Annotated in this window: 10 protein-coding genes; 5 read left to right on the top strand and 5 right to left on the bottom strand. The window is 39.4% G+C overall.

The window, feature by feature from the left end; translation table 11 throughout:
* The first annotated feature begins 14 nt into the window (after nt 1-14).
* From HNP77_RS01355 to HNP77_RS01365, 3 genes are read left to right on the top strand one after another with little or no spacing between them, the layout of a single operon-like run.
* Complete coding sequence (locus HNP77_RS01355) at nt 15-626, top strand: phosphoribosyltransferase (RefSeq protein WP_184651364.1); 612 nt, start codon at nt 15-17, stop codon at nt 624-626.
* 6 nt (nt 627-632) lie between these two features.
* A complete protein-coding gene (locus HNP77_RS01360) occupies nt 633-2,726 on the top strand; it encodes an FN3 associated domain-containing protein (RefSeq protein WP_184651365.1) in 2,094 nt (697 codons plus the stop codon).
* Nucleotides 2,727-2,731: 5 nt separating this feature from the next.
* A complete protein-coding gene (locus HNP77_RS01365) occupies nt 2,732-3,322 on the top strand; it encodes a ribonuclease HII (RefSeq protein ID WP_184651366.1) in 591 nt (196 codons plus the stop codon).
* A gap of 23 nt (nt 3,323-3,345) precedes the next feature.
* On the opposite strand, the gene HNP77_RS01370 is transcribed toward HNP77_RS01365, so the two are convergent.
* The 5 genes from HNP77_RS01370 to tmk all read right to left on the bottom strand — a co-directional run bounded on the left by HNP77_RS01370 (nt 3,346) and on the right by tmk (nt 7,539).
* Entirely contained in the window at nt 3,346-3,798 is a 453-nt protein-coding gene (locus HNP77_RS01370; RefSeq protein ID WP_184651367.1) for a DUF3276 family protein, read from the bottom strand.
* 91 nt (nt 3,799-3,889) lie between these two features.
* Complete coding sequence (locus HNP77_RS01375; protein WP_184651368.1) at nt 3,890-5,065, bottom strand: cysteine desulfurase family protein; 1,176 nt, start codon at nt 5,063-5,065, stop codon at nt 3,890-3,892.
* A 1-nt stretch (nt 5,066) separates the two neighbouring features.
* Nucleotides 5,067-6,224 carry a 3-dehydroquinate synthase gene (locus HNP77_RS01380; protein WP_184651369.1) on the bottom strand — a complete coding sequence of 386 codons (1,158 nt, stop codon included), beginning with the start codon at nt 6,222-6,224 and terminating at the stop codon, nt 5,067-5,069.
* A 9-nt stretch (nt 6,225-6,233) separates the two neighbouring features.
* Entirely contained in the window at nt 6,234-6,848 is a 615-nt protein-coding gene (locus HNP77_RS01385) for a hypothetical protein (protein ID WP_184651370.1), read from the bottom strand.
* A gap of 49 nt (nt 6,849-6,897) precedes the next feature.
* On the bottom strand, nt 6,898-7,539 hold the full coding sequence (gene tmk, locus HNP77_RS01390; RefSeq protein WP_184651371.1) for a dTMP kinase: 642 nt from the start codon (nt 7,537-7,539) through the stop codon (nt 6,898-6,900).
* 85 nt (nt 7,540-7,624) lie between these two features.
* Between tmk and HNP77_RS01395 the strand changes: the two genes are divergently transcribed.
* Nucleotides 7,625-12,094 carry a translocation/assembly module TamB domain-containing protein gene (locus HNP77_RS01395; protein ID WP_184651372.1) on the top strand — a complete coding sequence of 1,490 codons (4,470 nt, stop codon included), beginning with the start codon at nt 7,625-7,627 and terminating at the stop codon, nt 12,092-12,094.
* Between the two features lie 15 nt (nt 12,095-12,109).
* Nucleotides 12,110-14,581 (top strand): outer membrane protein assembly factor BamA, encoded by a 2,472-nt coding sequence (bamA, locus tag HNP77_RS01400; protein ID WP_184651373.1) that lies wholly within the window; start codon nt 12,110-12,112, stop codon nt 14,579-14,581.
* The last annotated feature ends 5 nt before the right edge of the window (nt 14,582-14,586 follow it).

Here is a 14,586-nt window from a genome sequence, read left to right on the forward strand (position 1 = left end):
ATCTGGAGAATAATATGAAAGAATTTTTACAGTATGATGAAGTAAGAAATAATGCTCTTATATTGGCTGATAAAATTTATCGGGAAGATAATTTTGTTCCTGATATAATTTATACCTCCCTCAGGGGCGGAGCTTATATGGCAAACGTTATCAGTGAATACTATAAGGTTGCCCTGAAAAATCATAAACCTGTTCTTTACGCTGCTGTCGTAGCACGAAGTTATACAGATGTTTCAAAGCATGAAGCTGTCAGAATTGACGGATGGACTTACTCACCGGAATATCTCCGTATGGGAGATAAAGTTATGCTGGTTGATGATATTTATGATTCAGGAAGAACTCTTAATTATCTTGTAAGCATTCTTCTTGAAAAAGGCGTTCCTAGAGAAAACATTAAGGTTGTAGTTCATGATTACAAGGTTTATCATTATAAGGAACAGCCTCCTGTAAGACCTGATTACTGGTGCAGGAAATTTGAAATAAATAATCCGGAACAGAATCCATGGATCAACTATAACAGCCATGAGCTTGTTGGTCTTACCTCTACTGAACTTGAGGAAAACTATTATAAGCCGTATCCGGAACTTAGAAAAATTCTTGAACCGCTTTTTAAGCAGGATAATTAGTTTTTTATGAAAAAGATTTCCGGTTTCATTAAATATTTACTTTTCTCATTGTGTATTTCTTCTGCCGGTGCTTTTTCTTCAAAAGATATTCTGTCGCCGGTTTCAGGTCAGTGGGTCAATGTTCAGCCTCTTGTGCTGAATACTTCTGATGGCAGTGAAGTATATTATTCTCTTTCAGGCAGTGATCCTCTTGTATCAGGGTTTTCTTATGACGGACCTGTCGTGATTGATGAAACCGGGGATGTAAAGGTACGGATTGCCGTCATTTCAAAAAGCGGAATACGTTCTGACTTTACCGTCATGTATACGGTAAAACCCTCTGCTTTTTCGACTGCTGACTCTGATACCGCACTGCTCATTCAGAATATAAATTCAAATCCTATCCTTAAGTATTCTTCGTCCGGAGAATTTTATATTCCAAAGGATTTTGAGCTGTCGCTTAATAATTCTTCTGTTTTTGAGAAAGGTCATAATCTTTTAATAAATAAAACTTCCGTTCTTGAACATTATGCAGCCTGCACCTTAAAGAAAGATAATTTAAGCTGGCATTTTGTAATAAAGGTTGCAGAAACTCCTTCCGCTGAGAAACTTGTAAAACGGAGCGTGCCTTTTACTCTTGATAACTGGACGGATTTTACTTATACGGGAGAAAATCTTATCTATCAGATTGATGATGAATACTGGACTGCTTCAAGGGAACTGACTGTTCTCGACAGAACAAAGCCTCATGTCATAAGGTGGCAGTCAATTGCATACGAGGAAGGCAATCCTGTAAGTGAATATGTTCTTCCTGCCATGCCGGTATTCAGTGCAGTAAGTGCAGAGGACGGCAGCCTTGAGTTTAAGTGTTCTGACAGTTCCTACAGATTTGCCCTGAACTCTGATAATCTTTATTCTTCCGTAACGGCGGATACTTTTGAAGGAAATACTTTAAATCGCTCTGAGGTATTTAAGGTCTATTGTTCCAATGTTTATCAGGGAACAGTTCATTTTGATTTTTTTGTTGACAGGCAGAATCCGGCTCAGCCCGTATTTGAAAGTACGACTCAGGATGGTTTTGCCCGGAGTGAAGTAAAAGTAAAAATCAGATGTGATGAAGAAGATGCGGGGATTTATTATTCCGTAAGTGAACCTGTTGAATCTGCCTCTGCTTTTGAAGAAACTGCACTGGCTGAACTTGCAAAGACTTCTACGGGAGATTTCCGTAAATATGACGGATCTGTGATACTTCTTAAGTCTCCCTCAAAAAATGCTTCGTATTTCAAGATATGTGCATATTCTTTAGACCGGAGCGGAAACAGGAGTTCTGTTGCTGAATATGATGTAATTATTGATCAGTATAATTATTATCTTAATTCTTCACCAAAAAATAATTCTTCCGTTCATGACGGAAGCTGGTCATCTCCATTCAGGACATTTGAAGAAGCTCTGGCTGTCATTAATTCACAGAAGTCAACCAGGGTACATGTTACGGGGAATATAGAAATAACAAAACCTCTGTCTGTAATAGAACGGGACTGTGTTTTTATCTGCAGGGACGCCCGCTTTGTTTTTGCACCGCAGTCAGCTTTGCAGGTAAACGGAGCATCGGTTGAAGTTTCCAATTGTATAATTGAGCGTACTGATGATTCGTCAAGAGATGGTGAACTGCCGTTTATAACTGTAGAAAAAGGAAAACTGCTTCTTGATAATGTTGAAGTTGTGGGTATTTATATAGGAGACGGAATTCTTATAAATTCTGCTGAATCAGAGATATGCGTTTCCAGATCCGGACTTACGGTTCAGTCTCAGTCATATGCATGTGCACTGTCTGCTTCTGACAGTACCGTCAGTATTCAGGATAGCCGCATAACTTCTTCTGCTCCCAACTGTGTCAATGTTACAATGCACGGCGGCTCTGCAGAAATTTTATCTGACATGTTTTATCTGATTGGAAGGGTAGGGCATTGTCTTGAACTTGCAGGAACATCAGCCGGTATAAGCAGCAATACCTTCAGTCTGCAGCTGGATTCAAAAAAATCAAAGGATTCCTGGCTCTGGCAGGATATTAAAGCAAAAATAAAAGTTAAGGCAGAAAATACTGTTCTTTGTTTGGATTAAAAAAAATGAGTCTATACGTTGGTTTTGATGAAGCCGGAAGGGGGCCTCTTGCCGGTCCTGTAAGTGCCGCATGTGTTATTCTGCCGGAGGATTTTCCTGTAGAAATCCTTAATGACAGTAAGAAACTTTCTGAAAAAAAACGGAAGGCCGCAGAAACTGTAATAAAAGAAAAGGCCTGCTGGGGAATCGGTCTTGTAAATCATGAAGAGATAGACAGGATAAACATACTTCAGGCCAGCCTTAAAGCTATGCAGGTTGCATATAAGATGATGATTATAAAACTTCCTGAGTGGTGCCGTAAAAATTCAATAATCATGCCGTCAGAAAAAGAACTTCTTGCCGTAACAGACGGTACTTTTGTTCCTGATGTTTCATGTACTGTCCGCTGTGAACCTAAAGCTGACGGTAAATATCCTTATGTCATGGCTGCAAGCATTCTGGCAAAAACCTGCCGTGATGAAATCATGATGGAATATGACAGGCTTTATCCTCAGTACGGATATGCAAAGCACAAGGGGTATCCGACTCCTGCCCATAAACAGATATGCCGCCAGATCGGACCATCTCCAATCCAGCGGCTTACTTTTAAGTATTAGCTTTTGAAATAAACTGTGTAAAATCAGTATTCAGTTTTTTCTGAATCAGCATTTCTTTTTGACGTAATGTGAATTACTTTTCCAGTACGTTTAATACCGTCGTCTTTCTTTTCTGCGCGTTTTTCAGCAACCAGACGGCTTTCGCCCTTGCGGCGGTAAACTTTTTTTGCTGTTTTTTCTGATTCTGCTCCATCAGGATTGAATTTTGCAGCTTTTGCGGCCTTTTTTTCTGCCCTGATTTTAGCTCTTTCTTTCTTTACTTTTTCGATGTAAGTAAGGGATTCATCCAGTCCCTTGAAGAAGTCTTTCATGTCATCTGCAAATACTACGATGTCACGGCGTTCTTCTCCGTCTTTTATCTTGCTTTCTACGATCTGGAGGAAAATATCTCCGTTACGGTTTTCCTTCACATTAAAATAATAGCTTCTGTTATCAAGATTAACCTGATTGGTAAAAAGTTCTCCTCTGATAGCCATTTTACTGTCCTTCCCTAAAAATAAGTTGATTTTTGAAAATGTGCAGATCTGCACCCGACAGGGCTTAATATAGCAGATTGCACTTTTTATATCAAGTAAATAAAAGACAGATTTCTTTTACGGCTTCAAACAGTTCATCCGCAGCTTTTTGCGTACAGGATGTATCAAAACTGAACCGGACTGCACTTTCTTTTTCTTTTGCACTCAGCTGCATTGTATCAAGTACAGGACGGCCTGCGTGACTGGAAGAGCAGGCGCTTCCGGTAGAAATATAGAAGCCTTTTTCGCTTAAAGCCCGTTCCATAACCTGACCTGGAATTCCAATGAATGATGCCTGAAGTACAAAAGGAGAAAAGTGGTGGTCGTCGCTTTCATTTTCGCGGCAGGACGGAATAATCCTGCAGTTTTTTAAGGTTTTTATTTTTTTTATGAAGGACGAAGTTATAAGTTCCTGATCCCTGAAAGAGTTCATTGAAGAGGGATTCTTTTCAGAAATCAGATATTTTTTCAGGCAGGATGCAAAAGCTTTTGCTCCGAATAAATTTTCTGTTCCTGAGCGTACTGACTTTTCCTGACCGCCGCCTTTCAGGAAGGAATTGATTTCTCTGTTTAAATAGAGAATGCCTGCACCTCTAGGCCCGTGAATTTTATGGGCACTGAAAGCTGCTGAATCTATTCCTTTTATATTCAGGTTCAGTGGAATTTTTCCGGCTGCCTGAACGCAGTCTACATGGAAGAAAACTTTTCTGTGGCTCGCAGAGTATTCATTCAGCGCAGATGCAATCCCCGGTATATCCTGAACTGCTCCGGTTTCATTATTTACGGCCATTACTGTAACGAAAACTGTATCTTCCTGAAGGGCATCAATAATGCTCTGGGGCTGGATAAAGCCGTTTTTATCAGGATTAACCGTTATCATTTTCCACCCTGTATTCGTTATCATTTTTGCCATTTCTCTCAGGGCAGGATGCTCGATTGCGCTTACAATAAAACTTCCTTTCTGAGGTCGCGAAAGTATTGAAAGAAGCGGAATATGATCACTTTCTGTTCCTCCAGAGGTAAAGAAAATTGTCTGCGGCTTTACTCCCAGTGCGGCGGCACATTCTGCACGGCAGGATTCCAGTGCTTTTTTTGCATCTGTTCCTGCAGCATGAATACTTGAGGGATTTGCCCAGTGTTCCAGTGAAAAATCTAAAGCTTCCCTCAGTATGTCCGCATCCGGAAAACTTGTTGCGGCATTATCAAAGTAGTGTTCTCGTAAATACATTTTAATCCTTCAAAACATTCAGAATGTCATTATCAGAAACTTCAGTTATGAAAGTATCCTGGAAGTTTTTCTGGAGAATTACTTTCACTGAAGAAGAACTGTTCTTTTTATCCTTGTGCATTGCTTTTATCAGCTGTGCCTGTTTCTGACCGCTGAGACAGTGGGGAATGCTTTTTGCATCGTATCCATATGAAGATATTAAGGACAGGCATTCTGTCTTATATTTTTCTGAGCATAAGCCGAGGTTAAAAGAAAGTTCAGCGGCTCTGGCCATTCCCCAGGCAACTCCTTCTCCATGGGTTACAGAACCCAGTCCGGCTGTGGACTCAAGGGCATGTCCGAAGGTATGTCCAAGATTAAGAAAAGCCCGTTCTCCTCTTTCTTTAAAATCCTTAAAAACGATGGAAGCTTTTGCTTTTGCACATTCAGTTATGATGGTATTTATGATTTCCGGATTTCTGGAAAGTATGTCTTTCTGTTTTGTCTTGAACAGTTCCGTCATTTCCGGAGAAAATAGAAGGGCTGTTTTAAGCGCTTCTGCAAGTCCAGACAGGTATTCTTTTTCCGGCAGTGTCTGGATAAAACTGCTGAATACATGCAGGGCTCTTGCCGGATAAAAAGCTCCTATCATGTTTTTATAGGATTCAAAATCACAGCCGGTTTTTCCTCCGATTGCCGCGTCTACGTCAGCAAGCAGGGTGGTTGGAACAAATTCTACTTCAATTCCCCGCTTGAACATGCTGGCGGCAAAACCTGTCATGTCACAGAGAACTCCGCCTCCTATGGAAACAAAAAGAGAATTTCTGTTGAAATCTTCATCAATGGCCGTACTTACTATTTTGAGAACATTCTGAACTGTTTTAAAAGCTTCTCCAGGTCCGAGGACTAAAAGAAAGTCACTGCCGTTTTTGAATACATCATTTATTTTAATGTTTTTGATGGTGTTTTCAGGCAGAAAGCGTGAAATGAAGGGTTTCATGCATTCCAATGCAGCAATGTTTGTATCCGTTACAAAAAGCCGTTTTATATTTGAGTCGGTATTTGAAAAGTAAATTGAATCTAAATCAACTTTCCCTGAATAAAAATGAATGTCAGTTTTATCAAAACCCGAGTTCTGGGGATACTGTAAAGTGAATGTATCTGATTCTTTTAAATCCATGAAAACATTTTAGTATGTTTTGTTTTCCATTGCAACGAGGTCGTCTATTACCCTGTTAAGGCGCGTCAGTTCACGGTCCAGTATTTTCTGATAATCCAGTTTTCCGGTACAAACCCGTTCTCTTTCGTCTTCCCAGTTCTGAAGTCCCGTCAGGAACATAAACTTAAATTTTCCCACATTTGCTTTTTCTGCCCAGAGTTTTGCTTCTTCCCAGTAAGTATAGCACAGGGTATAGGCTTCCTTAGCCGTCTTAAGGTTTCTCAGGTATTCGTCCTTGTAAGGAGCATCGTAAAAATATGCGGCACTTTTATCGTAAATCCTGCCGAGCCTTAAATGCTGTTCAATCAGTTTTAAGTTCAGGTGAAGCATGAACAGGTAGCGGTATTTTTCCCACTGCTGTTCGTTTTCTATTTTTGTATATGCGTACAGAGGATTTGCAAAATCTGCCTTTACAGCCTGCTCAAGCCAGTAAATGTTTTCAATGCAGTCATCGCTTTCCTGTCCGTAATGAACGTGATAGAGCTTGAGGTAGTCTTCCTTATATTTGCATACATAGGCTGAAACTGTTCCTGCAGTTATAAATAAAAGAGCCGTGAGTATGATTTTCTTTAAGCCTTTCTTCATATATAGAATTTCGGCATCCGGAGGATAAGATATTAGCGGATTGTAAGAGTCAGAGCAGGGCTTTTATTTCCTTCTGTATTATTGCTGCTATATTTTCCCTTGTATCAGTGGCATCGATTATGACAGTTTTCATGCCTTCTTTTCTGCCTTTTTCAGAATATTCGCTGATTACCCTCCTGTATTCAGTAACTGTTCTGGACAGAAAGTCTTCTTTTTCGTAAATTTCCCGTTCACCTCTGGAATCTACGCGTTTTAAGGCATCTTTTGCTTCAATATCAAAATAAAAAAGCAGTTTTGGAAGCGGAAAGCCTTCATTCAGCCGTTCCGGTACTTCCCTGTCACAGCCTATGCTCTGATATGCAAGGCTTGAAAAGAAATATCTGTCACAGATGACGGTTTTTCCTGATTCACAGGCTTTTTTTATTCCCGTAATAAGATGATTTCCTTCTGAAAAAAGTTCTCCGTTTACATGCTCATTTCTGTCTGCGGCAAAAAGATAGGCTGCAGTTTCATTTGTTATTTTAAAAGAGCCTTTAAGCATCTGGCGCAGAAATACTCCTGTCGGTGCGGCAGAGGGTTCTGCTGTATAGTATGAATTTCTTGTTTCCGGTGTTTCTTTAAGAAGGTTCAGCTGTGTCGTGGTTCCGGCTCCGTCAATACCTTCAAACACAATAAAATTATTTAATACCATATTATGCCACCTTCCTGATAAACGTTCTTCAAAACTTCTTCATTATTTTAGCGATAGATGATAAAATTGCAACGGCGTATTGTTCATGAAAAAAAAGGTCATTTTACGGACTGTTACCGGAATATTGATATTTCTCCTCATTCTTACGGCTGTTTTTTTTGCGCTCCGGCCGTTTTACAGGACTGTAAATTTAACCTTTGACCGTTACGAAAAAAAACTTAATTCCTATCTCTCAGAAAAGACGGGTCTGCTTTTAACTTACGAGTCCATGTCACCGTCAATACTTACAGGAATTCGTATAAAGGGTATTGCAGTTCAGGATGTTTCTACCGGTGAAAAAATCCTTACTATAAACAGGGTAAATATTAATTACAGCATCAGGGAATTTATCAGAAAAGACCTGGATCATGCCTTTACGGAATTCAGTGTATTTGACGTTAATTTCGATTATGACAGCGAGAAATGCCGGAACGTTCAGGATAAACTTCAGCTTCTCGTAAAGGATATGCAGGAAGAGGAAGAATCAGATGTTTTTATTTCTCATAAATTGCGGAAAAGCATTAAAGACCTTCTTTTCAGGCTCCCCTTTGATGTTGACGTGCGTAACGTAAACTTTCACTGTTCTTTGGGTGGCGATGAGTATTCTGCAAAAATAAATGAAGCCGTCATCAGAAAAAACAATACAGGTTCTTCTTTAACCGGAACGTTGACAGGAACCGCTTTTGCATCTTTAAAGGCTTTGGGAATGCGTACTGCCGGATTTACAGTGGGTATGAAGGGAGAACTGCAGAAAAACATAGACGGAAGTTCTCTTTTGATTTCCCTTGATAATCTTGAAAAAGCGTCTTACTCCATCAGGGATGTATCCCTTCTTGTAACATACGGTTCCGGTAAGATTAATGCCCGTACGGTTCAGTATAATCTTCCATATAATCTTTTTGCTTCTGTTGATGCGGACAGCGGAACTTTTGATGCAGAATTCCGCAGTACTGAACTTAATCCTTTCAGAATGTTCAGGATTCCTTCTGATGATGAAAATCTTCTTATGTGGAACGGGTCAAAGCTTACTACCTCCACTTCATTTCATGCAGGGCTTTTAACCGGTGAACTTGACTGGAGCAGTAATACATCTTTTATATTTTCAAGGAACATTTTTGACAGAGGACAGAGTCTTGCTTTTGATGTAAAGGGAGACTCAAAAATGATAAACCTTAAGTATCTGAAGGCTGAGGGAGCTTTTGCCGATGCTGATTTTTCAGGAAAGTTTGATCTTGAAAAAATGAAGCCCCAGGGGTCAGGACAGGTTCATTATATAACCTTGCCAAACGGAAATAAGATTTCTTTTGATCTTTTTGTAGATCCTTCAAAAAATTCTACTGTTTTTTATATTCCGGAATTTGTATTCGGAGACAGAAAGTTTTCATGGCTTGAACTGGACGTATTCAGTAAAGAAAATTCTCTTGACTTTACGTTTACAATGAATGATTTCAGTCATGAGGATTTCAATCTTTTTGCATCAAAACCTTCTTCCGTAAGAATAGACGGTTCTCTGTCCCTTGAAGATGAAAGTTATTTTCAGGCGGTTGTTGCAGTTAATAATCTGTTTCTTGACGGAGCTGTATCTGCGGCCGGATGGTTTCTCGATGAGCCGGGCAGTGATTCCATATCCTCTGCGGCAGCTTCTCTCGAATCTTACATTATGTCTACTGAGTTTTATGTATCTACGGATTTTAAATCCGTTACATATAACTGTCCTAATGCTCTTTTTGCCAACACGAAGGAAGACCGTCAGTTCGTAATTCTTTCATTTGACGGAACAGAAACTTCACTGCATGTAAGTCAGGCCGGCATTAATTACGGATCAAATTCCTTTATGGCAACATTGAATGCAGAGTATTCTCCTGAGGATGAACAGGCGATTTTTCAGAGTGATGTAAATATAAATAATATTCCATATCAGCTTAACGGAATTTATTCTCTCGGTGAATGGCTGAACATAAGCGGTAATTACGGATTGAATCTTGTCGTAAACTTTGACAGGGGAATTTCCGGAACTGTAGAGACAACTTCTCTTCCTGTAAGCGCCGGTGGATTTATTTTTGATTTTACGACGGAAGCTACATTTTCAATTCCTGATTTTGATGATTTCTATGTTGAAATTTCAAAGTTTGAGGCAGAAGAATTCTCAGGGATTCTTGCAATGCACCCGAAAGTATCTTTTATCGGAAAGGCTGATTATTCAGGAATCGTTTTATCCAGCCTGAATTATTCAGATACGTTCTCAATGTTTGAGGGAAGTGCGTACGGCTTGTGGAATATAAATGACGGCATCTTTGATTCGTTCAACATGCAGATATCATTAAAGAATCCTTTGACCAGTGAATCCATAGTTGTGGACGGTTCGTTTACCAATCCGCTTCAGGAAAAACTTACCATGGATAATTTGATGACAAACTGCTTCTTTAATGCACAGGCAAATGTAGAAGATTTTTCTCTCCGTCATATTTTCTCAACACAGCCGGATGATGAACGGTTTTCTGCAACTGTAACTTTCAGCGGTACAGTTGAGAATCCTTACGTTACGGTTAATCTTTCAAGTTTCTCGATGCAGCTTGCAGGTGCTCCGCTTTTCATGAAAGGAAGCATGGCATACATGGAAGAGATATTTACTGTTCCTGAGTTTTCTGCATCCTGGACAGATTTCTCCGTAAAAGACTTTTCCGGTTCATTTAATATGAAGGATTTTGACGGACTGGCTCAGTGTGTATTCAATGCCGATTTTGACGGACAGACTTTAATTGTTCCTATGGTTATGAAGGCAGAAAATCTTTCTCCTTTTGAAACGGAAGGAAAAGTTCTTCCGGAATCTTTCTCTCTTGAAATTGATGCTGATAATATAGGCGGTACTTTAGGAAAGAATGCGCCTCCTCTTCATTTTTCAATCATCCGTTCTCCTGGACGTGTGGATATAATGACAAACGAATATCTGGGAGCCTATGGTGAATATCTGGACGACGGTACTCTTAATTTTTCTATTCTTGATGATAAGCCGATTCATTTTGATGCTTCCGGTTCTTTTAAGGACATGATTGTCAATCTGAATGTAAGTAATATCTATATAGACGTTACAAAAATTTCTTTCATATTTAATTCAGACGGTTTTTATGTACATAACGGAATCATATCAGGACAGCTTAATCTTTCCGGACTTCTTACAGATCCTAATCTTGACGGAGAAGCTCTTATCGAGAACATTGATTTTAATTTTCCTGATTATGTACCTGAACATTTTACGGCTTCTCCTCTTCTGGTTCAGATTACTCAGGATGAAATTGAACTTCCGGATTCACTGTTCAAGATAAAGAAGGGAATGGTAACGGCAAATGTAAGGCTTGCTCTGGACCGCTGGAGAATTGAAACATTTGAAGTAAATGTCCGTACTGAAAAAAACAGGGATCTTCCTTTTGATGTTAAGATTCCTCAGCTGCGGGTTACAGGCTTTGCAGGCGGTTACGGTTCCATGATATGGGAAGGAGATGACATTACCATAGACGGAAACTTTACCGTACATGATACAAAAGCAAATGTAATTACAAATACAGGCCTTCCTCTGATAGATTTTTCTGAACCGACTCAGGCTGATATTGAATTTGAAGAATGGTTCAATACACTTAATTTCTATATAACTGCATCTGTAAAAATTGCCCAGAAAGTCGAAGTGGAAGTAAAGCCTTTTATACGTACCCTTATTGCTCCTAATACGGATCTTTTCCTCTCAATGGATACTGATGCAGGACTCTGGAGTCTTAAAGGAGATGTTGTCTTAAGGGGAGGAGAGGTTTCATATTTGAATAGAAACTTCTACCTGAAGGAAGGAAGCATAAGCCTTAATGAAAATCAGTCTAATTTTGATCCTCTTGTTACTATCCGCGGACAGATTAATGAACGTGATGCAAGCGGTGATCCTGTTCTTATAACTCTGTCTGCAATAAAACAGCATGTTTCTGATTTTGACCCGGTCCTTTCATCTTCTCCTGCAAAGTCTGAATCAGAACTTATGGAGATTCTCGGTCAGATTATTGCCGGTGACAGCACTTCTGCTTCTGATGTTCTTGTAAGCAGCCTTGACTACAGTGTTCAGGTAACTTTCCTTCGCCGTCTTGAAGGTGCATTGCGGGATTTATGCAATTTTGATATATTTTCTGTCCGTACGACACTCGTTCAGAATTCCATTAAACAGGGATTCAATATGAACAGTGATTCAGAAAAAGGTGCATTGATCAGTAACTTATTTGATAATACGACTGTTTATATTGGTAAATACTTTGGAAGCAATATATACGTGGATGCCATGATGAACTGGACGTATGATGAAAATAAAAATACAACAGGTGATGCTTTTTCTGGCGGTCTGGTTTTCCATCCTGAAATGGGTCTTGAACTGGATTCTCCTTTTGCAAACATACGATGGAGTTTTGCTCCTGATATGGAAAGTTTGCAGCAGACTTGGGTTCAATCCACGTCTATTACGCTTTCATGGCGATTTAATTTTTAAAAAAAGAGGAAATATATGCGCTTTAAGCACGGTTTCTTTGCAGCAGTTTTATTGCTTGCAGGTTTAGTTTCAGCTCCGGTTTTTGCCCAGGAGGAGTGGTATTATAACAAGCCTGTAAAAACCATAACCTTTGAGAATTTAAAAAATATAAAGTCAAAAGATCTTGATGGTATTGTCAGTTCGTATATAAATAAGAATTTTACAGACGAGCTTATCAGTGAACTTTACGATAAAATGTTTGCGCTGGATTATTTCAGTGACGTTGAGGTTCAGGCTCAGCCGGGTAAGGATAAGGGAAAGTCCGTTAATATAGTAATAAAAGTTGTGGAACTTCCGATTATTACGCGGATTGTTTTTCAGGGAAATTCAGAAATTCATACAAGTGAACTGAAGGATGTAATTCTGTCTAAGGAAAGGGATGTTTATAAACAGGCAAATCTGTGGGCTGATGAGCGTGCCGTACGCAATCATTACATAGATTCCGGTTATAATGAAGTTAAAGTACGGTGCTATATTGAGAGACAGGGTGAAGACATAATTGAGCATATATCAATTTCTGAAGGTAACAAGACCATCGTTAAAAAAATAAACTTCAATGGAAATGTTGTTGTTACGGCCAAGACCTTAAAAAGCAAAATTTCCTTAAAGGAAGCCGGACTTTTCAGCGAAGGAGCTTTTCAGGAAGCTTCCCTTACTGCGGATTCAAAAGCAATAGTAGATTATTACAAAGACAGGGGATACGTGGACGCAAAGGTTCTTAACGTAAAACAGGAGCCTGTCCTTAACGAAAAAAAACAGAGAAAGGAAATATACATTACTTTTGAGATTCAGGAAGGCTCCCAGTATACTTTCGGCGGCATAACTTTTGAAGGAAACAAAGTTTTTTCAACGGATACCCTTGAAAAACTTGTTGCTTTGAAAACCGGAGACATTTATAAGGAATCACGTTTTGTAAGAACAAGATGGGCTGTCCAGAACCTTTATTATGAAAATGGCTATACTTCAAATCAGTTTGTTCCTGAAGTAAACAAAGATACTGAAAATAAAGTTATTTCTTATGTGCTCCGTATATATGAAAACCCGAGAAGCCATGTTGAGCATGTTATTATAAACGGTAATACAAAGACAAAGGATTATGTAATCCGCCGTGAAATTCCTGTAGAACCTGGAGATATTTTTTCAAATACAAAGATTATGACGGCTTTCAGAAGTCTTAATAACCTTCAGTATTTCTCTTCCGTACAGCCGGACGTACAGCAGGGCTCTGAATCTGATCTTGTAGATATTATCTTTAACGTTGAGGAGCAGGGAACCACTCAGCTTGACTTCGGATTTACTTTCAGCGGAATGAGTGATCCTGATGCATTCCCGGTTGCACTTTATGCCAAGATACAGAATTCCAATGTGTTCGGAGAAGGTAAGACGCTTTCTTTGGGAACTACTCTTTCTACAACCGAACAGTCCGTGAATATGGGTTATGGACAGAACTGGCTGTTTGGAAAACCTATCAGCGTAGGCTTCAATATTGGTTATTCTCATTCAACAAATTATGCGCTCAGAAATTATTTTGATTTCTATTCCGGAGAGATTAATGATGATAATTACTATATGGAATATGAGCAGCATGAATTCAATCTTGGAACTTCCCTCGGATACAGATGGGTTAAGGACTTTGGAACCCTTACACTTAAGGGCGGAATAACCGGAAGTCTTATTGATAATATTTATGATGATGACAGATTTGTTCCGTATGATTCTTCTATAAGTCAGTACTGCAATAACTGGGAACCTAAGAATTCTGTATGGAGTTCATTCTCATTTGATGCCCGTGACAGTTCTTATGATCCGTCAACAGGATGGTTTGGAAGCCAGCGCGTGGCATGGTACGGACTTCTTCCTGAGGGAATATTTGGTTTTGCACCTGAATGGGGTGAAAAAGAATTCTATCTGCGTACGGACACAAAACTTGAGCGTTATTTTACCCTGTTAAATCTTCCTGTAAGCGAAACCTGGAATTTCAAGCTTGTATTTATGGGATATACCGGACTGTCAATGCAGTTCCCGTTCTTTGATACTTCAATCAAGCGTTCCAACCAGCTGTATATTGACGGTATGTTTAATGGCCGCGGATGGGAAATTTATAATACTGATGAGGGAAGGGGCTGTACTGTATGGAGTAACTATGCGGAAATACGCATGCCTCTTGTACCTGGCGTTCTTGCAATAGACGGTTTCTTTGATGCAATTGCAATTAAAGATTCAGTTTCAGATTTCTTCAGCGGACTTACTGATGATGACTGGTATTACAGTTTCGGTCCAAGCATCCGTTTTACGATTCCTCAGCTTCCGATCAGGCTTCTGTTTGCAAATACCTTCAGGGTACAGAACGGAAATGTGGTATGGTGTGATCAGGACGGTGACCCTAATTCAAATAAATGGTATAGTAATTTCCACTTTAAGTTCTCATTTACTAATATAAATTACTAGTCTGG

Origin of the sequence: Treponema rectale (assembly GCF_014202035.1) — a bacterium.
In the GTDB taxonomy this organism is placed as follows: domain Bacteria; phylum Spirochaetota; class Spirochaetia; order Treponematales; family Treponemataceae; genus Treponema_D; species Treponema_D rectale.